This window comes from Marinomonas sp. 63XJN7_9_ISO-PGPR-S23-217 (assembly GCF_056173515.1).
In genome coordinates this window covers 154,401-180,480 of the sequence record NZ_CM149678.1, presented here as the reverse complement: position 1 = coordinate 180,480, position 26,080 = coordinate 154,401, and the positions used below count along the sequence as shown (strand labels likewise).

Below are 26,080 nucleotides of genomic sequence, written 5' to 3'. Positions count from 1 at the left end.
CTGTAGCCATGCATACAAACCATTCTTACCATACACTGCGCGTTATTCTTGGTGATCAATTAAACGCGGCCCATTCTTGGTTTCAAAAAAGAGACCAGGACGTGCTTTATCTGATCGCAGAACTGCACCCAGAAGCGACTTACGTGACACACCATATCCAAAAATTGTGCGCCTTTTTTCTCGCTATGGAACGTTTTTCAGAGTCTTTAAAAGACCATGGTCATCAGGTATGTTATCTCACGTTGGATGACACGCAAGGACAAACGCTTGATGAGGTCATCCTGACACTGGCACGCCAGCACAAAGTGCAGCATATTGAATTGCAGCGCCCTGATGAATATCGTGTATTCAAGCAATATCAAACCCTTATCACCCAACAGTCGGTCTCTTCCGTACACATGGTCGATAGTGAGCATTTCCTATTGCCATTCAATGAGATTCCCCATTATTTTCAAGCCAATCATCCGGTTCGAATGGAGCATTTTTATCGTAGAATGCGCCAACGTTTTAATGTCCTGATGGCAGGAGAAGGCCAGCCAGAAGGGGGGAAATGGAACTACGACAGTCATAATCGCAATAAACTCAAAGAAAGCGACCTTGATAATATTCCTGTTCCTTTGTGTTTTCAGCACGATGTAACGCATTTACTTGAGCGCATAGAACGTCATGGCATTGTCTCCCTTGGTACCGCACAAGCCAGCTTAGCTTGGCCCGTGACCAGTCAAGATGCGCTAAGCTTGCTGACATTCTTTTGTGAGCATTTATTACCCAACTTTGGTCGTTTCCAAGATGCAATGACTCATAAAAGTCCCCATAGTTGGAGCTTATACCATTCGCGTTTATCCTTTGCTCTCAACAGTAAGTTGATTAGTCCAAAACACGTTATCAAAGCGGCGATTACTCACTATCAACATAATGATGCCATCGATATTGCTCAAATTGAGGGCTTTGTCCGGCAAATACTGGGGTGGCGAGAGTATATGCGGGGTATGTATTGGATTAATATGCCCGCTTACCAGCGGCAGAATATATTGGATGCCGAGCGAGATCTCCCTAGTTATTTTTGGCATGGACACACTAAGATGCACTGCCTTGCTAGTGCCATTGGCCAATCGCTCCACTATGCTTATGCCCATCATATTCAGCGGCTTATGGTGACAGGAAACTTCTGTTTATTAACTGGCATTCAGCCAGATCAAGTGGATGAGTGGTATTTGGGCATTTATGTCGATGCTCTAGAATGGGCCGAGCTGCCAAACACTCGGGGGATGAGCCAGTTTGCTGACGGTGGTTGGATAGCCTCCAAACCTTACGCTGCCAGTGGTCATTACATTCAGAAAATGAGCGATTACTGCGGTGACTGCCACTATAACGTCAAAGAGAAAGTCGGTGAAAAGGCCTGTCCACTCAATAGCCTTTACTGGCATTTTATGATCAAACATCGCTCAAGGATCGCCACCAATCCACGTATCGGCATGCTTTATGGTCACTGGGATAAGCAAACGAAAGAGCAAAAACACGCCGTTTTAGCCCATGCTAAATGGTGCTTGGATAATATTGAAACATTGTAACGTCGGCCCATCATTCTACTTTCTTTGCGGGACAGTCTTTTGTACTTCCTCGAGTCTAAAGTCTATATTACTATAAAAATAAGAACACTTTAGCACCTTGATAATGAATGAGCTGATTACATGACCTAGTCATCTAGGAGAGAAAAAAATAAGTATGTTGCAAGAGAATGATCTCATCTCCGATATCTATGGCTGTGTAGATGCGCCTCATCAATGGGTTAGCGTGTTAAATCAATTAAAAAAGATATTAAACGCCTCCAGCGTCGCACTACAAGTCTATCGTCGTGAGACCAATAATACTTTCACCCTCAAGTGGAGTGTTCGCGATGCCTTTTCTCTACAACACGCTGAGCTTCATGATAAATGGGTGAATAATAGCGACAACCCACGTCACGAGATTCCGCTACAAAGTCCGATTCAGGTGATCTGCGATGATGATTACTTTTCACCTCATAGCCCTCGCTTTCAACGCTTTCAACACCAACTCTCGAATGCAGGACTAGGCAAGGCCATTATGCTAGACATTCAGGGAGAGTCTAGTGCTTATATCTGCTTAATCGCCCATCATTTAGTGGGAGAAGACAGGGGCTTTTCACCCGATATTCAAGCCTTGCTCATGCGGCTCGCCCCCCATATAAAACAAGCCGTTTCGTTAACCGAAAAAATGAATGCTACGTTGCATCTTCATAGCCATATGACCAGTGCGATGAATCAATTACGCACTGGGGTGTTACTCTTAGACAATGAGGCTAACATATCTTGGTGTAACACTTGCGCCCACCAGCTTATTGACCAATCGAGCGATCTATCACTCATCAACCAAAAGTTGGTATTTAAACAATCACAAGACTTACAAGAGTTCAAAACGCACTTCCAACGGACTGTTTCTTCCTCTTCTCGAGGCATTAGACGCATTGCGGTGTTAGGCAAGAATAGCGAGCAGTCAATCGAAGTGTTGCTTTCCCCTGTCGACCAAAGCTCTTCCTTGTGTGTGGATTTGAACATGGTGGCTAATAATAATGTCATTATGTTTTTAAAAGGCAAAGACTCAACGAGCTTACAGCAAAATGAAATTCAAACGCTCTTTGGTCTAACCCCCACAGAGTCTCTGTTGGCCATTGCCCTTGCAGAGGGACATTCATTAAACGATTATGCTGAACGTCGTGGTGTCTCAGTAGGTACGGCTCGTATTCAGCTAAAAAGCGTTTTCTCAAAAATGCGCATTAATCGGCAATCCGAGCTGGTACAACGCCTTTGGTCATCCGTTTCTGCCAGTACCTCACGCTATTTCTAACATTTCAAGCCATTTCCAAGCGACCTACCGTTCAATCATTAAATAAGACAACCCTCAAGAAGCCGAAAAGATATCCCATATGGGAGATGACATTTATCCGCACAATTCAGATGATAGAGAATACCGTCTTATTGAAAACAGTCGTTATTCTCAGAAAATAACGGTCTCCATATAAGAACAACTTCTATCAGGAGAGCTCTCTATGTTGGCAAATAAAACCATCAAAAACATGCCTATCGATGATACATCACCCAGCACACTACCATCCGATTCCATCTCGACCAGTGAGGTAAACCCTAATCAGGTAAACCCTTTAGTCGCCAAGGTCGGACCGGTTTCTGACGTCCCTGTCGCGATCCAAAATCTACGCTGGGCCATGCTAGATGGCGATGTAAACACGCTCACCTTTCGTTCTATGGACACACTATTTACCACACGCCAAGTCGGGCACTCTGGTCCCGTATCGATCTTGCCCCGCGAAGACGCCGACATGGACTTGACCTATTCGTTTGAAGGTAAAAACTACACAACAAACGACTTTTTAGATCGTACCTATACCAATGCCATGTTAGTCATGAAAGACGGCAAAATCGTTTACGAAAACTATCTTAACCATATGCAACCAAATATTCGTCACATGGGATGGTCTATGACCAAATCATTAGTGTCTATTTTAGTTGGGATTGCTTATGAAGAAGGTCGTATCGAATCCTTAGACGAGCTGATTACCCACTACCTGCCTGAACTAGCAACGGGTGCCTATGAAGGCGTTACTATTCGCCAAGTGTTGGAAATGACTTCCGGAGTAGATTACGAAGAACGTTACGATTTTATTCATCCAGGCATAGCCGCCAAAAACCATATATTAGCCTTAGTCAAAAATGTCGCCCGCTTTGCAGACACCGCCAAGACCTTAAAACGCAAACATACACCAGGTACGGTATCTGAGTACAAAACCATTGATACTGCCGTATTAGGTGTTTTACTCGAAAAGGTATTAAAGGGCGAAAATCTCTCTTCTTATATGGCTCGAAAAATGTGGGAGCCCATGGGCATGGAACAAAATGGCTTCTTCATCATGGATGGACCGCCAGGCATTGGCCGCGAGTTCACAGGTGCTGGTTTTAACGCCACACTTCGCGACTGGGCACGAATTGGTCAGCTCATGCTCAACAAAGGCGAATTTAATGGTCATCGCATTATCAGCGAAAAGTATGTCGATCTATCCACTTGCCCAGCCTTGCCTGAAGACCCACAAAGCGGTGGTTATGGCTACCAATGGTGGACCATGCCAAACTGCAAGGCCTACTCAGCCATTGGGTTACAAGGTCAGTTTATATTCGTCGATCCAGACACCAAAACGGTCATTGTAAAACTAAGCTATTTCCCACAAGAAAAAATGATTGAAGCGGAAAAAGAAGCCCTTACCTTCTTCAAGAAAGTTTCTCATTGGACACCAACTAAATAACACTTTCATTGCTGAATGCTCCGTGAATATTAGCCTAAGTGTCATGTACCAAAAAAGCACTTAGGCTTCTTTTCCGCCTCTACAAAGGTGATAGGCATTGGCGTTATGCGGTTACTTTCGTCGATAGGCCACAAACCTGCCGATACATGCCCATCCCTGAGACAATACCGAGCAGTGCCAAGCCTAACCAGATCCATTGATGACTAAATCCATCCAATGATAACAACCAGCCAATAGCAACGTTCCCCAAAAAGGCGGCCACACCCCCCACACAGGAATAGAGTCCGTAGTAACTCCCAAGCTCCGATTTATCACAAAAGAGCGGAACATACGCGCCTAATAGGGGTAACAACAGCATGGATCCCAAACTGAATATGACGCCGTAAGCAATAAAGTTGAGCCAAGGCCAACCGGTCACATCGATTAAAAAGCACAGAAATGATCCGCCCATAATAAACAAACCTAATCCCATTGCTTTAGCACTACCAATGGTACGAGAGACCCAATAACTGATCGGCATTTGCAACGTAATGCCCAAAATTGACGTGGTCATAAATACCCAAGTAATCACATAAGGGCCAAGGCCACGGCTTGATACTTCATTCGGTAACGACAAATACAACTGTTGGAAAAACAAATGAAACGCACAAGCGCAGAGGATAAAACCCATAAAACGCTTATTTTTCATCATGCTAGACCATTGTTGCCAGAAACGCTGATCCGCAGAAGAACGTTTCACTTGTTCACTTAGCTCAGGCAAAAAGCGCCACTGAATAAAAAATAACCCCAGAAACAAAATCGCCGAGATTAAGCCAACCCACATAAAGCTGACGGCCATAAAGGAAACACCGACCAAAGGGCCAAGCAGTACCCCACCTTCCCGCGCCCAGTTTTGCATAGCAAAAATACGATTTCGTTGCACTTGATCGGTGGCCTGATAAGCCAAATACGCGCTGCTAGAAGGGGTAAATAGCGCCCCTGCAAAGCCTGTGAAAAAAGCGCCCAGTAACAACAACGGTAAATTTTGCGCAAGCCCCAATAGAGCAAAGCCCAATACCCGAATCAAGCAGCCTAACAGGATTAAGCGTTTATAACCTAAGTAATCCCCCAGTGTTCCCCCAATCAGGAACAAGCCCTGTTGGCTCAGTACACGCAGGCCAATGACCAAACCGACATACCAAGGGCTCAGCCCCAATGACCGCTGCAGATGATCCGCGAGATAGGGCAACAGCATGTAAAAACCTAGGTTGAAGGTAAAGCTGTTAAGGATCAACACGCGACTGGCAGCCGACAAGCGACGCCAGTCATTAAGAAAGTCCGAGGTATTCATGAATAATCTATTGGGATACTCTTAGGTAAGAAGAGGGTAAAATAAGGAATGGACGGTAGAGTTTACACCACAGCGGCTAAAGGTGCTTCGTGTCCATTGCGTTGTGTTCGAATAAATGGGACACCCGCACTATCGAGAATGACATCGGCTTTCACACCATACACTGTTTCCACTAACTCTGGTGTCAATACCTCTTTAGGCGAGCCATGAGCCACCAGCTTACCGCCCTTTAATACCAACAAGTTATCGGCATACTGTGCAGCCAAATTCAAATCGTGTAGGACCATCACTGAAACCCAGTCTTTCGCTTTGGTTTGTGAATCCAAATGATCCAGCATGACTTGCTGGAAATGCAGATCCAACGCACTGACGGGTTCGTCCAGCATAAGAATTTTCGGCTGACGCATAAGAGCCTGAGCAAACAGCACCATCTGGCATTGTCCACCACTTAATGTCCGCACATCACGATTGGCAAGATGTACAAGCCCAATTTGATGCAAGGCGCCAAGCGCTTCTTCTAGCAAACTATCGCCAAGTTTTAAGGATAAAGCATCAAGCTGACCAAGCAGCACCACTTCTAATACACTCAGGCCCACATCAAGGCGAATGTCTTGGGGCATATAGCCAAAATGTTGGCGCCACTGACCGAGATGTTTGCGGTCTATTTCTTGATCCTGAAAGAAAATACGTCCTTGCTGAGGCGCTAAATCGCCAAATAAAGCTTTCAGCAACGAGCTCTTACCTGTGCCGTTCGGGCCAATGATCACATGAGTTTGCCCGGCCTTAAGGGTAAAGCTCATATCATCCGCTAACACCAAATCATCAAAGGCGAGATGTAAATGACGAACTTCTAACATATTTAGCGTCTCTTACTCATGATCAACCAGAAGAAAAACGGCACCCCGATAATGGCCGTCACAATACCAATAGGAAACAGCGCCCCAGGTACAATCACTTTGGACAATACCGACGCACTGGATAATAAAAACGCCCCCACAAGAAAGGATAAAGGCAAAAAGTAACGTTGATCTTCCCCCACCAACATACGGGCAATATTGGGCGCGACAATGCCGATAAAACCAATGATACCAACAAAACTGGTGACAGTAGCCGTCATAATGGCGACAAGCACCAGAGTTTTTAGTCGTAGGCGTGTCACGTCAACCCCTAAGCTTTTCGCCCGCTCTTCCCCTAAACGTAAGGCTGTCAACTTCCACGAGTCTTTTATCAACATGATCAGACACAGAGTGATCATGCCAGCGGTAATACTCACATTCGTCCAACTGGATTTGGTTAAACTACCAAACAACCAAAACAAAATTTGCTGACTCAACTCTGGCGAAGACACAAATTGCACCAACGAGAGTAGCGATTGAAATAAGAAGAGCAGGGCAATCCCCGCAAGAATCAGCTGACCCGAGGTAATATGACGCATCATTGCCAGTCCAAACAACAAACTTGCAGATAACATACAGCATACAAAGGCACCGATGGGCACCGCCACATTCGATTCCAAACCAAGGGAACCTAAATACAACATCAAAGCCGCCCCAAAGCCCGATGCCGCCGCCATCCCTAAGGTGTAAGGGCTGGCCATTGGGTTATTTAGTAAGGTTTGCATCTCAGCCCCACCTACCCCTAATGAGCCCCCTACGACCACGGCCATAACGGCCATGGGTAAGCGCAAGCTGGACACAATGATTTGTGTCGTATTCGCTACCTCAACAGGGAAACCAAACAAGTGCGCCAAGGCATGGGTGACATCCAGCACACTGATCATGGATGGGCCAGTGGCAATATCGAAAACAAAAGACAATACCAATAGCAGGGCCAGTAAACTGATTATCAAAAACCGTCGTCGTTCATAGCTTCGCTGAGCCTTAAGGGCGCTATGAACTATATTTGAATCTATCATGTATTTTTATCCTGTATTGCCCGTGAACCTTGGATAACACCGTCGTGACCTAAGGCAATACACCTTTTCGTTAGGAAAACCATCGCTAAAACGCCTTGTTCTTCGCTTACTTGCTTCTCAATAACACAAATTGAGCCGCCTATTATCGCGTTTCTACAAAATCATTAAAGAGCTATTCGCAATATAATTAGAAAAAGCAATGATAATGATTTGCATATGTATTGTAATTGAACGTAATATTCGCACAAGTGATTCTTGTGTTTTTACGGCCTTTTCTAAAGCCGCCCTTATTCGTAAGTTAAAAAATGTGTTGATGATTTCTTAAGGATACTTTTCATGCTTAAAAAACTACTCTGTACTGCAGCGCTGTTGTTCTCAACCCTCAGCGTCGCTCAGACCACTACCATTACCGACGTTTTAGGACGACACGTCACCTTTGATGCGCCAGCAAAACGCGTCATTGTAGGGTTTTACCCTGAAGATTATATGGCCATCGGTACCGAAGCCGCTTATGACCATGTGGTTGGTATGTCAAGATACATTTGGGAAGCCCGCAAAGCAAACTGGGACATGTATGTCAAACACCGCCCTTCATTGGCCAAGATCCCAGCTATTGGCCGAGTGGATACTAAGACTTTCTCGGTAGAAAAGGTCATCAGCCTAAACCCAGATCTTATTATGCTGGCAGCTTGGCAATACAAAGCACTTGGTGACGATGTAAAACGCTTGGAAAATGCTGGCATTCCTGTCGTGGTGGTGGACTACAACGCCGAAACCTTAAAACGTCATGTGTTAAGCACCAAAATCATTGGGGTGATAACAGGTCAACAGAAGCGTGCCGAAGAAATCGCCAACCAATACGCTCATACCATCCATATGATTGAGAATCGACTCGCCAAAGCCAATTTACCTAAGCCAAAAGTCTACACGGAGTTTGGCGCCTCTGGGGTCAATGATATTGGTTATACTTTTGGTAAAAACATGTGGGGAGCCATTAGTACCATTGCTGGGGGAGATAATATTGCCGCCCCTTATGTGGAATGGTGGGGAAAAATGAACCCAGAACAAATCATTGCCTCTAACCCTGACGTCATCGTGATAACAGGATACGAAGTAGGAAAAAGTGATGGCATGCTGATGGGACAGGGGATTTCTAAAAAAGTGGCCCAAGAACGTTTAGCGGGCTTTAAAAATCGTACGGGGTGGTCAACCATATCTGCGGTCAAAAATAACCGTATGTATGGTGCTTACCATGGTGCTTGTCGTACCATTTTAGACGGCCCCATGTTTGAATTCTACGCCAAAGCGCTGTATCCCAAGCTGTTTAGCGACTTAAATCCACAGCAGGATTATATAAACTTCTATAAAAAATACCTACCAGTTGTGCCAAAAGGCACCTTTATGGTTAAGATATAACCTAATAAAAAGCCTGAGCAACCTGCTGCTCAGGCTTTTTCTATTAGAGTTGACTGCAACCGACGGCCCAAAATGTCATGCAGTTGCCTTTTCTCGTAGATAACGAACCCCTAGCGCAACCGCGATTAAAGCCGACAAGCCACCGATACCAACCCCCCAGCGAGGCCCCAGCCAATCGGCCACCGCTCCCACGACAGGGCCACCCAGTGCCGTGCTTCCCAAGGCCGTGGCAATAACAATCGCCATCACTCGCCCCCGATAGTGACGTTCCGTTGACAATTGCATTAGCGTATTAGACGAAGTATTAAAAGCCTGTAAACTCAACCCCAAAAAGACTAACGCCACACAAAAGCCATAGAAACTCGTGCAATACGCCGCCACAATACTGCTTATCGCCACCCCCGAGGCGGCAATAGTGATAAACAGCATCGTCGGCTGTATTCGTCGCGCGGTGATAATCGCCCCCGTCATGGAGCCGATGGCCATAGTTGAAATCAAAAAACCATATTGATCTGAGTGGCCTTTAAATACATGCACCGTCATAGAAGACAAGTACACAGCGAAGTTCATACCAAATGAACAGATCAGAAACGTCATCAAGGCCACAGTGGTCATTTTTCTGCTTTTGGCGACATAGCGAAAACCATCGAAAAAGTTCGATGCAAACCCTGCTCCCCCGACATCGACCTTAACGACATTTTCTTTTTCTGACAAACGCGAGCGCAAACGATATAAGGAGGTTAACATGGGAATAAAGGATACGGCATTAAGCAAAAACACCCATCCCGCGCCAATCCATGAAATCAACACCCCCGCAATCGCCGGTCCAATCAAGCGCGCCGTATTAAAGGACAAGGAATTCAAGGATACCGCGTTAGACAATTCTTTTTCGTTGACAATATCAGACACAAAGGATTGCCGAGCGGGCGCATCAAATGCCGCCACGCAGCCCAATAAAAAGGCACAGACGCACACTTGCCACAGCGCCACCGTATTACTCAATATCAACAGTCCAAGGACCAAAGCTAATACCGCCATTAATACTTGCGTCACCATGAGAATTTTCCGACGGTTGAATTTATCGACTGTCCAACCAGTAATCGGCAACAGCAGAATTTGCGGTGCAAACTGTAAAAAGACCACCAGCCCAACGGCGGAAGCATTTTTATCAGACAATTCAGAGATCACAATCCAGTCTTGAGCAGTACGTTGCAACCAAGTTCCAATATTGGAAATAACCGCGCCAGTGAACCACAAGCGATAATTCGGGTTCGATAGAGATCGAAAGGTTTTGCTCAATCATCGCCTCCTAGCAGAGATAATCGATATGCGATAAAGAAAAGCGCTGGCTATAGAGAAGAGCTTCCCATCGGAGAAGAAAAAGAGGTCAGCGTTTCATTCCTTGACGTTGTCGCGTTAAATTAACAAGTTTAACGCGACAAAAGAATAGCGAACATGGCGTGTATGATGGTTATCCCTAATGTTTCCTTACACAGAGCCACCCAAGTTAAATAGGGGTCGAATCCAACTCGATCATTAGGTCACTGCCTATACGTTCCAAAGCCGCTTCAATATCAGATTGCTGCAAACCATCCGGCACTCGCAATACAAGATCCGCCTTAAACAGCATGTCAGAGCTCATTGGCGCAGGTTCGCAGGAAGTATGCAGCTCTTTGACATTGATCATCAACGCGTGCAGCACTTGTGAAACTTCCTGAACAATGCCTGGTTTATCGTTACCCACTACGGACAAATACAAGATCTGCCCACTACTGGCAGGGACATTGGCTTTTTCTACCGTCACACTGACGCCCTTTTGATCAAAGGCTCGCAAGGCTTGAATGAGCGCCTCCTGCTGATCCGTGGGAACCGTTAACGTCAAAATACCCGCAAACTTATCCTCCAAATGAGCCATACGACTTTCCAGCCAATTACCATGATGGCGACGAATCACATCCGACAAACTCTCCACCATACCAGGCTTATCATCGCCTATAAAACTCAGTACCAAATGCTGCGTCATGATCTGCTCCTGATTATTTTTTTATTCCAATTATTGTGCTTTCACTATAGAACACTTTGCCCGATCGATCTTTTTATACACCACGGTTTTAATGTGATAAGGCTAAATAGATTTAACTCGCCTCCACTTTAATCAAGCGTCGACGATATACTCGATACACAATGGCTAATAAAAAGCACAGTGTGGCAGGGATCGCCAATGCTTTAAAACGGTATGAGTCAAATACCAAGGTGCCAAAAGAACCACCAGAAATAAAACCCGTTACGATGGTCACAAGAAGCCAAGCTTTACGCTTATCGACCTGTTTGCCGCGAAAAGCACCGCCGAGCATAATCCCTAAATCCGTAAAAATCCCGGTCAGATGGGTCGTTCTCACCACCGCACCACTGTAGGTCGTCGCCAGAGCATTTTGTAAACCACAGGCGGTCGAAGCAAAGAATGGCCCGATATCATTACCATGCATTAAAAAGTACATGGAAACCAGTAAAAGACAGGCCTCTAGAATCAACAACACATCATAGAAACGCCCCAGCTTTAGCGATGAGCTGGTTAGCATAAAACCGGAAATAGCTGACCCCAATAAAAAACTCAACAGGATACCCACTAAGCGGAGTAATTCCCCTGTGTCATTCACAATCTGGCTGCCCACTAATGTCGCCGTCCCAGACACATGTGAGACCGCTTGATGTTCAAATCCTAACAAGGCCACGGCATTGACAAACCCCGCAACCATCGCCAATAAAAACGCCCCGTACTCTACCCACTTTGGCAAACTCGATAACACAATAGACTCCCATCAGACCCAACAACGATGCAGCAATCCCTAGTGAAAATCATACGCTTATATTAGCGCACAGTGTCATAGTGTCGTTTAAATTTCATGATTTATGACCTAAAAGGATTTTATCAGTCAGAGAAAAACACACAGACCGCTCCTTCTTGTTGCATTAAATAGCAATTAGAATAAAAATAGTTTAACAATAAAACAAAAACACATTTTAAAAATGAATCGCAAGGACATCATTATGCCAACATCAGCTCACCAACTGACGCTTAGGGTACACATCGTAGCGAAAATTACCCCACCCATCGAGCTGGGAAAAACACCAGACGGTATCCGTATGAACTATCCCATCATAGGTGGTGACTTCTACGCAATTTGTGACGATCAATCGAAGATAAAAGGAGTGGTGTTACCCAATGGCGCTGATTTTTTTCGTGAGCGGGCCGACAAAGTAGGAATACTGAATGCCATCTATTCCCTACAAACCGAAGCGGGTCAAGTGATTAACATCCAAAATACGGGGCTAATTCGTAACACCCCAAAAGGTCAAGAAATGGTTGAGCAAGGCATTTGGCCCATTCCAGAAAGTGAGTATTACTGCCGCTGTACTCCCGTTTTTTCCGCACCAGAAGGGCCTCTATTCTGGTTAAACGACAGCATTTTTACCGGTTCAGTTACCTATCCAGCGGCAGACACTGTCGACATAAAAGTCTTCGAACTAACCTAATCACACAACCTTCCTTAATTAGATAGTCAAAAAGCATCAAACAGATACGAAAAAGAACAGGTCATCAGACCTGTTCTTTTTTGATGAGGACTACACCTCCATGGCGATTTTGGTTTTTTGTCGATTCACTAAGCCATAAATAATGCCTGCCGTTAACCAAGTACCTCCCAAGATCATCGCAAAACGATCCATCCCAGAGAACACAGCAAGCACAATCGCCGCCCCCACAATAGGCACAATAATATGGACAAACCACTTACGATCGGGATTATTCAGCCCAAAGCGAACAAACACCGCCACATGCAGTAATAAAAAGCCGGATAAGGCACCGAAATTAACCAGAGAGGCTAAGATGTCGAGGTTATCTTTCATAATCAATGCTGTTGCAAGAGTGATTACCGTTGCCACCATCATTGCCATATAAGGGGTTTGAAATTTAGGGTGTAATTTCGACAAAAAATGCGGCAATTGACGATCACGTCCCATGGCATACAACACGCGCGCAACACTAGATTGCATTGGCAACGTATTAGAAAAGCCCACAATAATGGCTAGCAACCACGCCAAAGTCGTCGACGCCCAAGGGCCCACTTGAATGGCTAAAATTTCAAAAATAGCGGTAGCAGGATTCGAGTACTCAATGCCCTTCATCAGGTTACCAATCACCAAGGTCGTCACCGTAAATACCACGCCACACAGAGCGAGAACAATCATAATGGCACGGCCAATTTGCTTCGCATCTTTCGTTCGAGTTTCTTCTCCTAATGTGGTGATGGCATCAAACCCTAAAAAGGACAAAACACAAATAGAAGCACCCGCTAACACATAGTGCCAGCTAAAATCCACGCTGTTATAGAGGGGCTCTAAAGTCACTGCGCCGGTACCTTTGCCATCCTGTAAGGCAAAAATAGCCAAAGCAACTACGCCACCTACCATTAAAAACTGCGCAATAACCGCGTACAAACTGGCTTTCGCAGTAACATTGACACCAAACCAGTTAATAAGAAACGACGTCCCCACTAAGATTAAGATCCAGTTTTCACGACTAATCGATGGCACTAAAATATGAGTACTGAATGACATCAGTACAAATACCAAGGCAGGAATCAATAAGTAGTCCAATAAAATCATCCAACCACCGATAAACCCCGCAAAATTGCCCAAGCCAAATCGGACATAGCTGTATATAGAACCGGCGGATTGAACTTGCTCCGACATGGTGACATAGCTTCTAGCCGTAAAATACATGCAAATAGTGGCCACCACATACGCAAGAGCAATAAAGCCGCCCGAGACATTCCACACAAAACCAAAGGTGGTCAGTGGTGCAACGGGGGCAATAAAGGCTAAACCGTAGGCCACTAACTCTTTCAAGCCCAGTGATCTTTTCAGTGATTGTACGTCATCAGATTGCTTGATGCCTTGTTTCGCTGTTACTTCTAATACTGTTTCGTTCATGATCGGTACCTTGATTTATTATGGTTTTTATTTTTTGAAGCCTAGGCACAGGGTCATGGCAAGGCTTCTTTTTATTGTTTTGGATACTGCATTGCTAAACGTTGAGAACTAACACACGTTCTGAGACTGTTTTTGTTTCTTTTTTTCCGCCTCAAGATCCGCCAGAACTTTCGCCAATACCTTTTCAAGAGATAACTCAAAGATCTCCCTTTCATGGGGGGTTAATGTGGCAAGCATGCTCGCGACCCCTTCATTAGAGAGTTTTTTGGCTTTTTGTGCTGTCATGACACCTTCTGGCGTTAAAAAGAGCTGGGTCTGGCGAGCATCTTTGTCGTTCACGACTCTGTTCACTAAACCCGATTGACACAATTTTGTGACGGTTCTAGAAACGATAGTCCGTTCTAAAAAGGAGTTTTCGACCAAGCTATTAATATTAATGCCCGTCTCATCGGCGATCAGAATAATCAACCGAACCTCACGCAAAGTGAGGCCCAACTGAGATTCATGGCGCATGCTCCCCACTTCTTTCGCTCGAGAATTTAATTCATCTAATCTGAGAGTGAGATATTTACTAGCCATTAACTACCTCCGAAAAATATGTGCAATTTACGCTATGTGATATGTGCACACAGTTAAGTTTTTTAATCCACATTTCATGCCATTTTCATCACGGTTATATAAAACAAATATTTTGTTATTTAAAACAACAGTTTATTTATTAAACATCCTCTTTGGCACGATGTTATTCCCTCGCTGGAACGCCCAATGTTGGACTATATTGGGTGGAATTGACCCAAAAAGGGTGAACCTTTAGTCATCTCCTAGTTCACAGCTTGATGGCGATGCTTCACGTTTAAAACGTCAAGAATCTCTTGCGCAACACGCTCTGCCGATTGCAGTGCCCCTTCCATATAACCAGCCCATTGCGAAGCGGTTTCAGTCCCTGCAAAGTGGATACTATTAATCGGTTGACTAACCGCTTCGCCAAAAATGCTCCAGGCGCCTGGTGGCAAGTAACCGCCATAAGCCCCCCGTGAGTACTCTTCTTGCGCCCAATCTAGTTCTTTATATTCAGTGTAACGATCGACTTGTGAACCAAAATAGTCGCGTAAACATTCGATGACTTTTTGCTCGCGCTCTTGGGCTGTTTTGGTTCCCCAGTAACGACCTTCATCCGCTTCCATAAAGCCAACCAAAATGCCACAGCTGCCATCTTGCGGTGAGTTGTCATAGGTCAAACTCAATGGCAAAGTGGTCGACGATGCCAAACCACTAAGCTCTTCGTCACGCCAAAAAGGCTTATCAAATGTGACGATCACTTTGATGACGGCCCCCATGGCAGTGCGTTGTGTTAATTGATCACGAATGCCTGGAAGGGCGGGTTTATAGGACAAACGACCCGCCAACGCTGGAGGCAAAGCCACAACAACGCGTTTAGCGTTCACTTGAAGGGAATGAGTAGAAACAATTACGTGATGATTAAAATGTTCAATACAAGTAACAGGCTGATTCAGTAGCACATCGTCACCAAGACGTTTCGCTAAGCCGATTGGTAACTGTTGTGCCCCATTGGTAAAACGCAATTCTTGCGCCCCATCTTCTGTGCTAATTAGGGTATCAACGCCTTCGCCTGACGCAACATAGAACAAGACATGCAACATTGACAGTTCATGGGCTTCTGCCGAAAAGATCGACATGGCAATGAACGTCATAGCATTCCTAGCTATATCAGATGTCGTATTCTGACAAATCCAATCGGCGTATGTGATTTTATCGTATGCACGATGCTCTTCTTTTGCCCATGGCTTCGTCGTATCGATTTCAAAAGCCAGCTCATTTAAACGAGCCATAGCGCGTTCAATTTCTTCTGCAATATCGTCGTCCATCTCAGGGAAAAAACTGTCTCTTACTTGTTTTTCTCCCGTCATCATGAAAACGTTCTTTCCTTTGTTGTAAGTCGGAAATAACTCTTCACCTAATGATTTGACAATTTTATGGGCTCGATGGTGGGTTGCTCCAAGCCATTGACCACCAAGATCCACTCGAGCCCCATTTTTCAAAGTATGGCTTAACAAACGGCCACCCACACGATCACGAGCTTCTAATACAAGTACAGACAATCCTTGTTCTTTTAAAAGGGTGGCAGTTTGCAGACCCGACAGCCCGGCTCCGACCACGACAACATCACATTCTTTCGTTATGGATACATTTCCCATTATATTTACTCCTAAGCAACAGATTTATCTAATGACAGTGGTGGGCAAGAGAACGGATTAAGCTGTCTGGCAGCCATTTCCGCAAACGCCAAGGTAGTATGATCCTGATAGAGATCACCAATGATTTGTACCCCAGCAGGCAAACCATTAACCAAATATCCTGTCGGCATGGCTGTCGCTGGCAAATTGGCTAAAGTCGCCAAACCTGGCCACGACAAGTTATAGAGATAGGGGGCTTGTTGACCGCTGATGGTCAATACACGACCAATCTGAGCACTAGGGCCATGGCCTTCCAATTGATGCTCGAAAGCAACCGTTGAGGTAACAGGGCAGATCAGTACGTCATACTGCTGGAAGAAGTGCTTCCATTTTTCACTATTTTCTGCGCGAGCTTGGTTGACGGATTCACTTTCGTGGGCAGGATGTTTGGTATATTCATACAATTCTTTCGCAAATTGCTTGCCTTCGAAAGACTGGGCTTGCGCCAAAAACGCCTCTTTCACATCCTTTTCCATGCGGCTACCGATTACCCCAAACAGCGTTTTTAAATAGGTATCATGGATATCTTGAGGATCAATGTCTGGATGAACACCGATATCCACATTAACGCCCTCTTGGCGAAGATCTTCTACAAATTGCAAAATGGCTTTGGCATAGCCTTCATCAAGCGGAAATGCATCTAGCCAAACCCCTACTTTGTATTCGCGTAAGGTTTGATAACGTTGTGGCGGAAGATGGGAAACAGCCGAATCATCGGACTCGTGTAGCCCACACAGCACACCAAATAACAAACGTAAATCCGAGGCATCACGTGCCAAAGGCCCCATGACACTCAGTGGGGATGGTGAAGTCGAAAATGGTCCCGGTGGAATATGCCCAACTACTGGCAACACACCATAAGTAGGCTTATGACCAAATACCCCACAAAAATGCGATGGACAACGAATAGAGCCACCAATATCACTACCAAGTTCCAATGCCGTAAAACCCGCCGCTAGTGATGCCGCAGAGCCACCAGAAGACCCCCCTACAGTATGTTTGATATTCCATGGGTTATTGGTTACGCCATAAATATCGTTATAGCTTTGGTGATCTCCACACCCAGCAGGTAAATTGGTTTTACCAAAGATAGAGGCCCCTGCATCACGAATACGCTTCACCAGAATCGCATCCTTCTTTGGACGATGGTTGGCAAGGTGCGGTAAACCGCAGGTTGCTTTCATACCGACGACTTCAAATGAGTCCTTTATGGTCATCGGAAGCCCCGCCAGCACCCCAATGGGTTTATCTAGGGCCCGCAGGCGATCCACTCGTCGTGCTGCGGCCATCGCTCGTTCTCTATCCTGATCAACAATAATATTAAGTTGGTCGTTTAATTGATCGACTCGGTTAAAATGCCACTCTAATAGCTCTGTGGCACTGAATTCTTTTTCTCTAAGCCGCTTTAGCATTAAATGAGCGGGGCCCGTTAGTACAGCGGTTTTCTCATCCATTAAAGTCGACATTTGTGAAGCAACCGCTGCATTCTTGTTAATAGAGTAATCAGTCATAATTTTTTCCTATTATTTTTTATCTTCTCAAACAGGAATCTCGAGTCATTCCTGATAACCCACCAATCACCACAGCCATTCCAATAAAGGGACGATACATGGGCAAATCACTTGCGATTTGGTTTTTCATACCAAAACGAATAAACACTGCAACAGGCAACCAAAGGAAGCAGATAGAGCCTCTTCGTCACAGACTTAAAAATACGTGCAATTTGAAATATGTGCTAAATGCACGCATTTATTTAAATCCATTTTTCATGCCACTTTTCATTTTGTTATACAAAACAACAATTTAAAAATAAAACAGAGTATCGACCAGAATTCTATGCCGTTTTAAATGCACAATTTCGAGTCAATCTGGGTGAAATTGACCCAAAGTAGACAATAAGTGAGTACCGCTTTACCCATGTGAAAACAACCCAAGACAAGCCACGCAAAACGCGCATTTAACATCATAAAGTGGTGAAACAGCGTTAGGACTTTACAGTGCTTTTTAATGGAAGCGATGGGGTAGCAAGAGAAAGCCTAAAGTAGAATGTGTTGTTGATAAATTGTGGTGTGAGTCGCGATTTTTCTGGTCGCCACTATGACTATGAAACCAGACGGAGGCCGTCATGCCTACAATTGAGGCATTGCTGCTAAGCCCCAAATTAAGTAATCGTGCTGCGGATATGGTGAAGAATTTGGATGCTTTAGGCGTACCGTTTTATGATCAACAAATAATCTCGGTAAATGAAGGGGAAAAAGCATTATAGCGTTACACTAAGTAACGCTATAGGGACGTTTTAAGTTACTTTTTCTTCGGTTGACGTCCGTGATAAATAGCAAAACCTTTATCTCGTAAAAGGCGACTATGGGAACCTAATGCCGCATCTAACAAGGGCGGGTAGCGTAAGAAATCATTAGCCACCACAAACAACTCCCCATTGAGTGTCAGGTGATCTTTCACGCCCATAAAGAAGTGCTCAGCAATGCTGTAGTCCGTATTAATACCAGAATGAAAAGGCGGATTGGTAATCACATAGTTAAAACGACCTTTCACTTCTTTCAGGCCATTGGATGCAATCACCGTCACTGCCTGACTTGCCTGATTAGCAGCAAACGTCAACTGCGTTGCCTTAATTGCCAAAGCACTGTCATCCAACGCCGTAATATGCGCGCCCGTTTTGTAGTAAAGCCAAAGGGCAATAATGCCATCACCGCAACCGAAATCGAGCAAACGGGCATTTTCCACATCACTCATAAAACGGTGTTGACTCAGCTGCTCTAGTAATAGCTCTGTCCCTTTATCGAGTTTTTTATGCCCAAAAACACCGGGTAAGCTGCATAACACCAGCGACTGGCCAGCTACTTCCAGCGACCAAGTGGTCACCCATTTCTCCAAGACAAAAGGTTCGGCTGAACGGCGTTTATAACCGTGATACAACAAACAGTGCTTCGCACTGTCCACCTTACCAACATCGTCTAAACCCGCTTCTAGATATTTGGTCGCGGATTTCACACCACTTTTATTGTCACCCACTAACCAGACTTGTCCGCCTTCTTTTAAATGTGGCAATGTCACCGCTAAAAGATAGGTCAGAAGCTCTTTTGCCTTGGGTTGATAAATAATGACATGATCAAAATCACTGCCTAAATGCGCATCCCATTGCTCGCTAAACAACACTTTACTCTCGTCAAACCCCACTTGTATGAGCGCATCATACTGTGCTTTGGATTGGCTCCACGCATACACATCGGCTAGGTTGCCCAACTCTCGTGCATAAGTGTCTTCTGGATTGGCAAACAATACTTTGCCAGTCAATTCTGATTCATTGCGCGCCAATAATTGACTCGTGGAATTAAGGTTCATAGGTTACAGATAACTCTTTGGTAGAAAGGGTGGTGACAGGTGCTAATAAACGATTCAAGCGCTCTGTAGAGAGATCTCGCTGAACGCGGGGATAGCGTGGAGTTTGTCGATCATTCAATAATGGGGCATTCCAGCCCTTAGTTTGCGCTAAGAAATCTTGTACAAAAGCATCACCATGTTCCAAGCAGCCCGATAAAATCACATCGACATAACTTAAAGCAATGGGGCAGTCAGAGTGAGGAGCAACCACATCGGCAGTGTGATAGACCCAATAGGTGCCATCAGGAAGCGGATCATCTTGATAAGCTGTTAATTGAGATAATGAAATTTGGGCGCGCTCATAGCCACTCTCACGTTCATCAAATAGCGGCAGTTGATCAACAGGCACTTCCACTAACACACCGTTACAGGCCTGTGTTGGCGACTGAATCACCGCCACAGAACTCATACCAAACTCGGCAGACATGACAGACCAATGGCGTTCAAAACCCTGTAATTTCACTGGCCAAACTTGGCCTGTTTCCCCAGTTTTAGCACGACTTTGACTGTTGATTAGACTGCCATAACCTAAAATAAAATGTCGATTATGTGAATTCATCCTCGCCTCCTAAGATCGCCGCCTTGATACGTTATATGGGCAAGCATAATAGCTTGCGAGCGATAGAAGTACTAGGGATAGAGCACCAGACAACCTTTAGAATTGACTCAAGACATTGAGACAAGAAACAACGCACCATAATAGACCATTAATTTGCACCAACTTAATCCAATATCCTTCGATAATGCCCCAGACCATTGCTCATAAAAAATAACCACTCGGTTAAGTTTTGTAAAATATGTCTGTGAATACATTATCTTATAAATAGTGTGAAATATAAATTTCACAATGGCACACCTGTTGCAATCCTGCGCTTAACACCATAGCCCCCCAAATAAAGGAGCCCCCCATGAGCATGAAATCTTTTTTCGGCAAACTGTTTATTATCGCAGCGTCTTTAGGTTCTATCGCCGCCGCTCAGGCGAATACCTTACAAGATATTCAGCAACGCCACCTGATCCGTATTGCCGTCCCTCAAGACTTTCCCCCCTTTGGTTCTGTCGGACTCGATATGCAACCGCAAGGCATTGACATTGACATGGCCAACTACATTGCCAAACAGTTGGACGTGAAACTGCAACTGGTGCCAGTAACCAGTGCCAATCGCATTCCTTATCTTCAAACCCATAAAGTAGACCTAGTCATTTCCAGTCTCGGGAAAAACCCAGAACGCGAAAAAGCCATCGATTTTTCCAAAGCTTATGCACCATTCTTCCTAGGGGTATTTGGCGAAAAAGACATCCCAGTTCATGACGCGGCTGACCTTGCGAATAAAACCGTCGGGGTGACCCGTGGCGCAATAGAAGATCTGGAACTCACCAAAATTGCGCCTAAAAGCACCACAATACAGCGCTTTGAAGACAATAATACCACTCTATCGGCTTACTTATCTGGGCAGGTCAATCTTATCGCAACAGGCAACCTTGTCGCCGCCAATATTGCCAAACGCGATCCTAGCCATGCCCCCGTTAGTAAGTTTGTATTGAAAAACTCGCCTTGCTACATCGGTATGATGAAGAACGAACCAGAACTCAAAGCCAAAGTGAATGAACTGATCAGCAAAGCGCTAAAAGATGGCACCCTCAACAAAATATCTCTTAAATGGTTAAAAGCCCCGTTACCAAAAGGCTTTGGTGAATAACCTCCATGTTAGATTTTGCCGCTCTTTTACCCTATAGCCATGTGTTTATACATGGCTTAATAACGACCGTAGAAATCAGTCTGCTGGCGACCGTTTTGGGCTTGGTATTGGGGGCCACATTTGCGGTGGCTCGCCAATACGGTGCAACCTGGCTGTCACGTATCGTCAATGTCTACGTAGAACTCATTCGTAATACGCCCTTTATCGTCCAACTGTTTTTTATCTTTTTCGGCTTACCGAGTATTGGCTTAAAACTCTCTGCCTGGGAAGCGGGCATCATTGCGATGGTGGTGAACCTTGCCGCCTACAGCACAGAAATCATACGTGCAGGTCTTGCTTCCACACCCAAAGGACAGTGGGAAGCAGGTAAGGTACTTGGCCTAAGTTTTAAACAAACCCTGTTTCGCGTTGTCATCATTCCTGCAATCGAAAAGATCTATCCGGCCCTTACCAGCCAATGCATTATTGTCATGCTAGGCTCAGCGGTACTGTCTCAAATTTCAGTACAGGATCTGACCTATGCTGCGAATTTTGTGCAATCCCGTAACTTTCGCAGCTTTGAAAGTTATCTGGTCACCGCTCTCTTGTATTTGTTTTTAGCCATTCTCATGCGTAAAGCCTTTAACCTCATTGGAAAGAGATTGTTCTCTTATCGAGCTGAAAGATGATTGAGTTTTCTAACTACGACATTATTCGTAACTTATTAATTGCCACTCAATGGACAGTTCTGTTGTCGCTGGCCGCGTTTGCCGGTGGTATCAGTGTTGCCTTATGCTTGACGGCCGCCCGTTTGACCAAGAATCCAGTGCTGACAGGCCTGATCAAATTTTATGTGGAAGTATTTCAAGGTACGCCGCTATTAATGCAGATGTTCCTTTGCTTCTTCGGTTTGTCTTTGGTGGGGCTGAATATTTCAGCGTGGAACGCCGCCGTCCTCTCTTTGACCTTGTTCACCAGTGCTTTCTTGGTAGAAATTTGGCGTGGTTGTATCGACACCTTACCAAAAGGCCAATGGGAAGCCTCCCGTTGTTTGGGGCTGAGCTTTCTACAAACCCTGCGCTATGTGGTATTGCCACAAGCGTTTAAAGTCGCCCTAGCCCCCTCTATCGGCTTTTCCGTACAGGTTGTCAAAGGCACGGCCTTGGCCTCAGTCATTGGTTTTGTGGAGCTCACCAAAGCTGGCACTATGCTCAATAATGCCACCTTTGAACCATTCAAAGTCTTTGCCTTTGTCGCCCTCATTTACTTTGCACTTTGTTATCCCTTATCGCTGACCAGTAAAATTTTGGAGAAGAAATTCAATGTCTCTCGTTAATATTCATGAAGTACACAAATACTACGGCGATCTGCACGTTTTAAAAGGCATTAACCTCGATATTAAAGCGGGTGAAGTGATCTCCATCATAGGCCGTAGTGGATCAGGGAAAAGTACCTTATTACGCTGTATGAACGGCTTAGAAAAATACCAAAAAGGCGGCATCACAGTTGATGGCAAAGAGGTGACGACAGAAGAGATTCAAGTCAGAATATTGGCTCGTAGCGTCGGGATGATTTTCCAAAGCTTTAATCTTTTCCCTCATTTAACGGTCGGCGAAAACATCATGTTAGCGCCTACCATCGTTCTTAAAAAGAGCAAGCAAGAGGCGCAGGAAACCGCCAAAGCCATGCTCGAAAAAGTCGGCTTAGCGGATAAGTTTGACAGTTTTCCAGAAAAGCTTTCTGGCGGACAACAGCAACGCGTCGCCATCGCCCGTGCCTTAGCCATGAATCCGAAAGTGTTATTGTGTGATGAAATCACCTCGGCACTTGATCCGGAGCTGGTTGGCGATGTGCTAAAAGTACTCGAACAACTTGCCAAAGAAGGCATGACACTGGTGCTGGTGACCCACGAAATGAACTTTGCTCGAGATGTGGGCGATCGTGTCGTCTTTATGCACCAAGGTAAAGTCTGGGAAGAAGGCCCAGCGAAAGAGGTCTTTGCCAATCCGCAAACCGACGAGCTGAAAAACTTTGTGAATTCAGTACTCTAACTTGCTAAATCATCATTTAAAAACTCAGCAGGCGCTAATGGAGACCTCCATAGCGCCTTTTTCGACAAATAACCTTTCTTTTACTTGGCTTTTTTGTCTGCACCCTTGATGAAAAAAACCAAAGGCAAAGCACAAATCGCGACCCACATCACAAATCGAAAGTCTTGCAAATAAGCCAAGGTCGTCGCTTGTGTATTCACCATTTGATTAAGAGATGCCAAACCCTGGATCGTATGCGTATTCCACATACCCTCTTGTTGCACCACACCTAAGTTTAGGTTAAAAGGCGTCATATAGTCAGCAAACGCAGAATGGTTAATTTGCACACGCTGTGCCAGATAAGTAGTCACAACCGAAATACCAATACTACTACCTATATTACGTAACAGGCTGAACATCGCTGTCCCTTCATTACGGAATTTCGGATTCAATGTTGCAAAAGAAACGGTAGACAACGGAACAAACAAAAAGCCTAATCCTGTTCCTTGTATGATTCCGCTATAAATAATCGTGAACGCGGTAACATCGGCCGTAAACTGCGTCATTTGCCACAAAGAGATAATAACCAGCACTAAACCAAGGGAGATCATATAGCGTGGATCCACCTTACCCGACAACCTCCCCACCACTAACATGGCCGCCATGGTACCAAAACCACGAGGGGCTAAAATCGTGCCGACTGAAACCACAGGATAGTCCATGAGATCCTGCATAAAGGGTGGTAAAAGTGACATGGACGTGAGTAAAATCACCCCCACGATAAAGATAAAAATCATGCCTACCGTGAAGTTTCGATCTCGAAACATCTCCGGATCAACGAAGGGGTGACTATGAGTAAACGCATGTACAATGAACATGTAGCCAGTGATCACCGCGAGCATACACTCAATGATAATTTCTGGACTATTAAACCAGTTCTGAGACTGTCCCCGATCCAGCATCAGCTGCAACGCCCCAATACAAGTCCCCAACAACGCAAAACCAAATAAATCAAACTTACGGGACAGATCAATTTCGGTTTCTTTCACATACCGGGCGATCCCAAACCAAGCAATAATGCCAAATGGAACATTGATGTAGAACACCCAACGCCAACTGTAATATTGTGTCAGAAGCCCTCCCAGATAAGGCCCCAAAATCGGACCTACCATGACCCCCACACCCCACATCGCCATGGCAGAGCCATGTTTTTCTCTGGGGTAGGTATCCAACAAGACGGACTGAGACAAAGGCACTAGGCTGGCACCAAACACCCCTTGTAACAGGCGGAACAAAACAATCTGATCGAGCGACTGTGCGGCCCCACATAGGATAGAAGAAATGGTAAAACCAACCACAGAAGCCATGAACAGGCGTTTACGACCAATTCGTGACGCCACAAACCCCGTCAAGGGCATACAAATAGCTGCCGCTACAATATAAGAGGTCAGCACCCAAGAAATTTGATCCTGAGTCGTCCCCATGGATCCTTTCATATGCGGCAAAGCAACGTTGGCAATCGTTGTATCCAGTGCCTGCATAATGGTCGCTAACATCACAGAAAAAGTGATCATCAGAGTATCGGTGGTCATCTGAAAACCGCTTTGACTGGCTGAGGCCTGATTATTTGTCATAGACACACCTTACAGTTGGATGCCAAATAAACTGCGGTGGTGGTTCGTATCAATGGTCACCTCAGCACTCATACCATCACGCAGTACCGGCATGCCAGGTTGATTTTGAATACTGATTCGAACGGCCAAGCGCTGCGCAACTTTTACCCAGTTTCCCGTGGCATTTTGTGCAGGTAATACAGAAAACCGAGAGCCGGTAGCTGGACTAATGCTTTCTACGGTGCCTTTCCACACCACTCCTGGGTAGGTATCCACCGAAACATCGACGCTTTGCCCAGGTTTCACATAGGTGAGTTGTTTCTCTGTGAAGTTCGCCACGATACGCTTATGGTCTGATACCAACATCATTCGAGTCGCCCCAGTATCGGTGTATTCCCCCACGAGAGGCAGGTGCGCAACAATACCACTGCTTGGCGCAACGACTTTGACATAACTTAAATTCAACTCGGCTTGATCAAGCGCAGATTGATAGATTTTATAGTTGGCCTGATCTTCAACGGGCATGTCTGGATTGCCACCCAGATCCGCTTTCAATTCTTTAATATTGTTTTTCAACTCAGCCACATTCAAGGCACTGACACGTACCGCTTCTTGCGCTTTATCGTAATCAGAGTCTGAAATGAAATGCTTTTTAAACACATTTTCTTGGCGCACTTCCTCACGTTGATTAAAAGCCAATTGCGTTTTTGCTAATTCGAGTTTGACCAATTCCTGTTGATAATCGGCTTGCTGCGCGAGTAAGTTATTACGAACTAAGTCCAATTGGCTTTTGGCTTTATCCACTGCCAGTTGGTAAGGTCTCGCATCAATGCTATACAGTAATTGCCCTTTATTTACGGCTTGGTTTTCTTTCACATCCACCGTTTTGATAAGTCCAGACACTTGGTTCGTAATGGCCGTCATATCCGCTTGCACATAAGCATCATCCGTTTCTACATCACGCCCACCTAGCATATATACCACTGCCGACACCAAAACGATCAAAAGAGGGACACCTATTAGCAAGAGGCGACGCTTTCCTCGATTGGCAGATTGCTTTGTCTCGATTGGTTTATTATCTTGTTCACTCATGTTATTTAGCTCTCCAAAAAGAG

General features: G+C 45.1%; 24 protein-coding genes. 10 read left to right on the top strand and 14 right to left on the bottom strand.

All coding sequences use genetic code 11. From position 1 onward, the window contains the following. The first annotated feature begins 8 nt into the window (after nucleotides 1-8). The 3 genes from AC0VYI_RS00790 (at nucleotide 9) to AC0VYI_RS00780 (ending at nucleotide 4,333) form a co-directional block, all read left to right on the top strand. Nucleotides 9-1,571: a cryptochrome/photolyase family protein gene (locus tag AC0VYI_RS00790; RefSeq protein WP_475446619.1), complete on the top strand. Its 1,563-nt coding sequence runs from the start codon at nucleotides 9-11 to the stop codon at nucleotides 1,569-1,571. Between the two features lie 154 nt (nucleotides 1,572-1,725). Then, on the top strand, nucleotides 1,726-2,865 hold the full coding sequence (locus AC0VYI_RS00785; protein ID WP_475446618.1) for a helix-turn-helix transcriptional regulator: 1,140 nt from the start codon (nucleotides 1,726-1,728) through the stop codon (nucleotides 2,863-2,865). A 202-nt stretch (nucleotides 2,866-3,067) separates the two neighbouring features. After that, nucleotides 3,068-4,333 carry a serine hydrolase domain-containing protein gene (locus AC0VYI_RS00780; RefSeq protein WP_475446616.1) on the top strand — a complete coding sequence of 422 codons (1,266 nt, stop codon included), beginning with the start codon at nucleotides 3,068-3,070 and terminating at the stop codon, nucleotides 4,331-4,333. Between the two features lie 103 nt (nucleotides 4,334-4,436). Here AC0VYI_RS00780 and AC0VYI_RS00775 read toward each other — a convergent pair whose 3' ends face one another. The 3 genes from AC0VYI_RS00775 to AC0VYI_RS00765 all read right to left on the bottom strand — a co-directional run bounded on the left by AC0VYI_RS00775 (nucleotide 4,437) and on the right by AC0VYI_RS00765 (nucleotide 7,578). Next, nucleotides 4,437-5,663, bottom strand: a complete 1,227-nt coding sequence (locus tag AC0VYI_RS00775; RefSeq protein ID WP_199475621.1) for an MFS transporter — start codon at nucleotides 5,661-5,663, stop codon at nucleotides 4,437-4,439. A gap of 62 nt (nucleotides 5,664-5,725) precedes the next feature. After that, a complete protein-coding gene (locus AC0VYI_RS00770; RefSeq protein ID WP_475446614.1) occupies nucleotides 5,726-6,520 on the bottom strand; it encodes an ABC transporter ATP-binding protein in 795 nt (264 codons plus the stop codon). A 2-nt stretch (nucleotides 6,521-6,522) separates the two neighbouring features. Then, entirely contained in the window at nucleotides 6,523-7,578 is a 1,056-nt protein-coding gene (locus AC0VYI_RS00765) for a FecCD family ABC transporter permease (protein ID WP_475430432.1), read from the bottom strand. 336 nt (nucleotides 7,579-7,914) lie between these two features. Here AC0VYI_RS00765 and AC0VYI_RS00760 point away from each other — a divergent pair, with 336 nt between their 5' ends. Further along, the gene (locus AC0VYI_RS00760) at nucleotides 7,915-8,994 is read left to right on the top strand and encodes an ABC transporter substrate-binding protein (RefSeq protein ID WP_199475624.1); all 1,080 of its coding nucleotides are present in this window, start codon (nucleotides 7,915-7,917) and stop codon (nucleotides 8,992-8,994) included. 75 nt (nucleotides 8,995-9,069) lie between these two features. On the opposite strand, the gene AC0VYI_RS00755 is transcribed toward AC0VYI_RS00760, so the two are convergent. From AC0VYI_RS00755 to AC0VYI_RS00745, 3 genes are all read right to left on the bottom strand, one after another. After that, on the bottom strand, nucleotides 9,070-10,293 hold the full coding sequence (locus AC0VYI_RS00755; RefSeq protein ID WP_475446612.1) for an MFS transporter: 1,224 nt from the start codon (nucleotides 10,291-10,293) through the stop codon (nucleotides 9,070-9,072). Between the two features lie 208 nt (nucleotides 10,294-10,501). Next, the gene (locus AC0VYI_RS00750; RefSeq protein WP_475446610.1) at nucleotides 10,502-11,017 is read right to left on the bottom strand and encodes a glycine cleavage system transcriptional repressor; all 516 of its coding nucleotides are present in this window, start codon (nucleotides 11,015-11,017) and stop codon (nucleotides 10,502-10,504) included. Between the two features lie 112 nt (nucleotides 11,018-11,129). After that, a complete protein-coding gene (locus tag AC0VYI_RS00745; RefSeq protein ID WP_475446609.1) occupies nucleotides 11,130-11,801 on the bottom strand; it encodes a YoaK family protein in 672 nt (223 codons plus the stop codon). A 241-nt stretch (nucleotides 11,802-12,042) separates the two neighbouring features. Here AC0VYI_RS00745 and AC0VYI_RS00740 point away from each other — a divergent pair, with 241 nt between their 5' ends. Then, nucleotides 12,043-12,528 carry a DUF3237 domain-containing protein gene (locus AC0VYI_RS00740; RefSeq protein WP_475446607.1) on the top strand — a complete coding sequence of 162 codons (486 nt, stop codon included), beginning with the start codon at nucleotides 12,043-12,045 and terminating at the stop codon, nucleotides 12,526-12,528. A gap of 90 nt (nucleotides 12,529-12,618) precedes the next feature. Here AC0VYI_RS00740 and AC0VYI_RS00735 read toward each other — a convergent pair whose 3' ends face one another. The 4 genes from AC0VYI_RS00735 to AC0VYI_RS00720 form a co-directional block, all read right to left on the bottom strand. Further along, nucleotides 12,619-13,986 carry an APC family permease gene (locus tag AC0VYI_RS00735; protein WP_475446605.1) on the bottom strand — a complete coding sequence of 456 codons (1,368 nt, stop codon included), beginning with the start codon at nucleotides 13,984-13,986 and terminating at the stop codon, nucleotides 12,619-12,621. Nucleotides 13,987-14,094: 108 nt separating this feature from the next. Then, entirely contained in the window at nucleotides 14,095-14,565 is a 471-nt protein-coding gene (locus tag AC0VYI_RS00730; protein ID WP_475446603.1) for a MarR family winged helix-turn-helix transcriptional regulator, read from the bottom strand. A gap of 242 nt (nucleotides 14,566-14,807) precedes the next feature. Beyond that, nucleotides 14,808-16,202, bottom strand: coding sequence for a flavin monoamine oxidase family protein (locus tag AC0VYI_RS00725; protein ID WP_475446601.1), 1,395 nt, complete (start codon nucleotides 16,200-16,202; stop codon nucleotides 14,808-14,810). Nucleotides 16,203-16,213: 11 nt separating this feature from the next. Next, complete coding sequence (locus AC0VYI_RS00720; RefSeq protein ID WP_475446599.1) at nucleotides 16,214-17,752, bottom strand: amidase family protein; 1,539 nt, start codon at nucleotides 17,750-17,752, stop codon at nucleotides 16,214-16,216. Between the two features lie 614 nt (nucleotides 17,753-18,366). Between AC0VYI_RS00720 and AC0VYI_RS00715 the strand changes: the two genes are divergently transcribed. Further along, nucleotides 18,367-18,507, top strand: coding sequence for a hypothetical protein (locus AC0VYI_RS00715; RefSeq protein WP_475446597.1), 141 nt, complete (start codon nucleotides 18,367-18,369; stop codon nucleotides 18,505-18,507). Between the two features lie 35 nt (nucleotides 18,508-18,542). Here the strand turns inward: AC0VYI_RS00715 and AC0VYI_RS00710 are convergent, their stop codons facing one another. Beyond that, entirely contained in the window at nucleotides 18,543-19,604 is a 1,062-nt protein-coding gene (locus tag AC0VYI_RS00710) for a methyltransferase (RefSeq protein ID WP_475446595.1), read from the bottom strand. Next, nucleotides 19,594-20,202, bottom strand: coding sequence for a gamma-glutamylcyclotransferase family protein (locus AC0VYI_RS00705; RefSeq protein WP_199475635.1), 609 nt, complete (start codon nucleotides 20,200-20,202; stop codon nucleotides 19,594-19,596). Before AC0VYI_RS00705 ends, AC0VYI_RS00710 begins: the two co-directional genes overlap by 11 nt. Before the next feature lie 355 nt (nucleotides 20,203-20,557). Between AC0VYI_RS00705 and AC0VYI_RS00700 the strand changes: the two genes are divergently transcribed. Genes AC0VYI_RS00700 through AC0VYI_RS00685 form a run of 4 tightly spaced genes read left to right on the top strand, consistent with a single transcriptional unit; the run spans nucleotide 20,558 to nucleotide 23,373 of the window. Continuing rightward, nucleotides 20,558-21,343 (top strand): transporter substrate-binding domain-containing protein, encoded by a 786-nt coding sequence (locus AC0VYI_RS00700; RefSeq protein ID WP_233407647.1) that lies wholly within the window; start codon nucleotides 20,558-20,560, stop codon nucleotides 21,341-21,343. 5 nt (nucleotides 21,344-21,348) lie between these two features. Continuing rightward, complete coding sequence (locus AC0VYI_RS00695) at nucleotides 21,349-22,011, top strand: amino acid ABC transporter permease (protein WP_199475637.1); 663 nt, start codon at nucleotides 21,349-21,351, stop codon at nucleotides 22,009-22,011. Next, a complete protein-coding gene (locus tag AC0VYI_RS00690; protein ID WP_475430419.1) occupies nucleotides 22,008-22,658 on the top strand; it encodes an amino acid ABC transporter permease in 651 nt (216 codons plus the stop codon). Before AC0VYI_RS00695 ends, AC0VYI_RS00690 begins: the two co-directional genes overlap by 4 nt. Next, entirely contained in the window at nucleotides 22,645-23,373 is a 729-nt protein-coding gene (locus AC0VYI_RS00685; RefSeq protein WP_475446593.1) for an amino acid ABC transporter ATP-binding protein, read from the top strand. Before AC0VYI_RS00690 ends, AC0VYI_RS00685 begins: the two co-directional genes overlap by 14 nt. 80 nt (nucleotides 23,374-23,453) lie before the next feature. Here the strand turns inward: AC0VYI_RS00685 and AC0VYI_RS00680 are convergent, their stop codons facing one another. Together AC0VYI_RS00680 and AC0VYI_RS00675 are read right to left on the bottom strand one after the other, a co-directional pair. Further along, nucleotides 23,454-24,986, bottom strand: coding sequence for a DHA2 family efflux MFS transporter permease subunit (locus tag AC0VYI_RS00680; protein ID WP_199475640.1), 1,533 nt, complete (start codon nucleotides 24,984-24,986; stop codon nucleotides 23,454-23,456). Nucleotides 24,987-24,995: 9 nt separating this feature from the next. Continuing rightward, complete coding sequence (locus tag AC0VYI_RS00675; RefSeq protein WP_475446591.1) at nucleotides 24,996-26,057, bottom strand: HlyD family secretion protein; 1,062 nt, start codon at nucleotides 26,055-26,057, stop codon at nucleotides 24,996-24,998. Nucleotides 26,058-26,080 lie beyond the last annotated feature (23 nt).

Coding starts and splice junctions, on each gene's coding strand:
- AC0VYI_RS00790 (WP_475446619.1), top strand. CDS start 9: ATGCATACAAACCATTCTTACCATACACTGCGCGTTATTCTTGGTGAT.
- AC0VYI_RS00785 (WP_475446618.1), top strand. CDS start 1,726: ATGTTGCAAGAGAATGATCTCATCTCCGATATCTATGGCTGTGTAGAT.
- AC0VYI_RS00780 (WP_475446616.1), top strand. CDS start 3,068: ATGTTGGCAAATAAAACCATCAAAAACATGCCTATCGATGATACATCA.
- AC0VYI_RS00775 (WP_199475621.1), bottom strand. CDS start 5,663: ATGAATACCTCGGACTTTCTTAATGACTGGCGTCGCTTGTCGGCTGCC.
- AC0VYI_RS00770 (WP_475446614.1), bottom strand. CDS start 6,520: ATGTTAGAAGTTCGTCATTTACATCTCGCCTTTGATGATTTGGTGTTA.
- AC0VYI_RS00765 (WP_475430432.1), bottom strand. CDS start 7,578: ATGATAGATTCAAATATAGTTCATAGCGCCCTTAAGGCTCAGCGAAGC.
- AC0VYI_RS00760 (WP_199475624.1), top strand. CDS start 7,915: ATGCTTAAAAAACTACTCTGTACTGCAGCGCTGTTGTTCTCAACCCTC.
- AC0VYI_RS00750 (WP_475446610.1), bottom strand. CDS start 11,017: ATGACGCAGCATTTGGTACTGAGTTTTATAGGCGATGATAAGCCTGGT.
- AC0VYI_RS00740 (WP_475446607.1), top strand. CDS start 12,043: ATGCCAACATCAGCTCACCAACTGACGCTTAGGGTACACATCGTAGCG.
- AC0VYI_RS00735 (WP_475446605.1), bottom strand. CDS start 13,986: ATGAACGAAACAGTATTAGAAGTAACAGCGAAACAAGGCATCAAGCAA.
- AC0VYI_RS00730 (WP_475446603.1), bottom strand. CDS start 14,565: ATGGCTAGTAAATATCTCACTCTCAGATTAGATGAATTAAATTCTCGA.
- AC0VYI_RS00725 (WP_475446601.1), bottom strand. CDS start 16,202: ATGGGAAATGTATCCATAACGAAAGAATGTGATGTTGTCGTGGTCGGA.
- AC0VYI_RS00720 (WP_475446599.1), bottom strand. CDS start 17,752: ATGACTGATTACTCTATTAACAAGAATGCAGCGGTTGCTTCACAAATG.
- AC0VYI_RS00715 (WP_475446597.1), top strand. CDS start 18,367: ATGCCTACAATTGAGGCATTGCTGCTAAGCCCCAAATTAAGTAATCGT.
- AC0VYI_RS00710 (WP_475446595.1), bottom strand. CDS start 19,604: ATGAACCTTAATTCCACGAGTCAATTATTGGCGCGCAATGAATCAGAA.
- AC0VYI_RS00705 (WP_199475635.1), bottom strand. CDS start 20,202: ATGAATTCACATAATCGACATTTTATTTTAGGTTATGGCAGTCTAATC.
- AC0VYI_RS00700 (WP_233407647.1), top strand. CDS start 20,558: ATGAAATCTTTTTTCGGCAAACTGTTTATTATCGCAGCGTCTTTAGGT.
- AC0VYI_RS00695 (WP_199475637.1), top strand. CDS start 21,349: ATGTTAGATTTTGCCGCTCTTTTACCCTATAGCCATGTGTTTATACAT.
- AC0VYI_RS00690 (WP_475430419.1), top strand. CDS start 22,008: ATGATTGAGTTTTCTAACTACGACATTATTCGTAACTTATTAATTGCC.
- AC0VYI_RS00685 (WP_475446593.1), top strand. CDS start 22,645: ATGTCTCTCGTTAATATTCATGAAGTACACAAATACTACGGCGATCTG.
- AC0VYI_RS00680 (WP_199475640.1), bottom strand. CDS start 24,986: ATGACAAATAATCAGGCCTCAGCCAGTCAAAGCGGTTTTCAGATGACC.
- AC0VYI_RS00675 (WP_475446591.1), bottom strand. CDS start 26,057: ATGAGTGAACAAGATAATAAACCAATCGAGACAAAGCAATCTGCCAAT.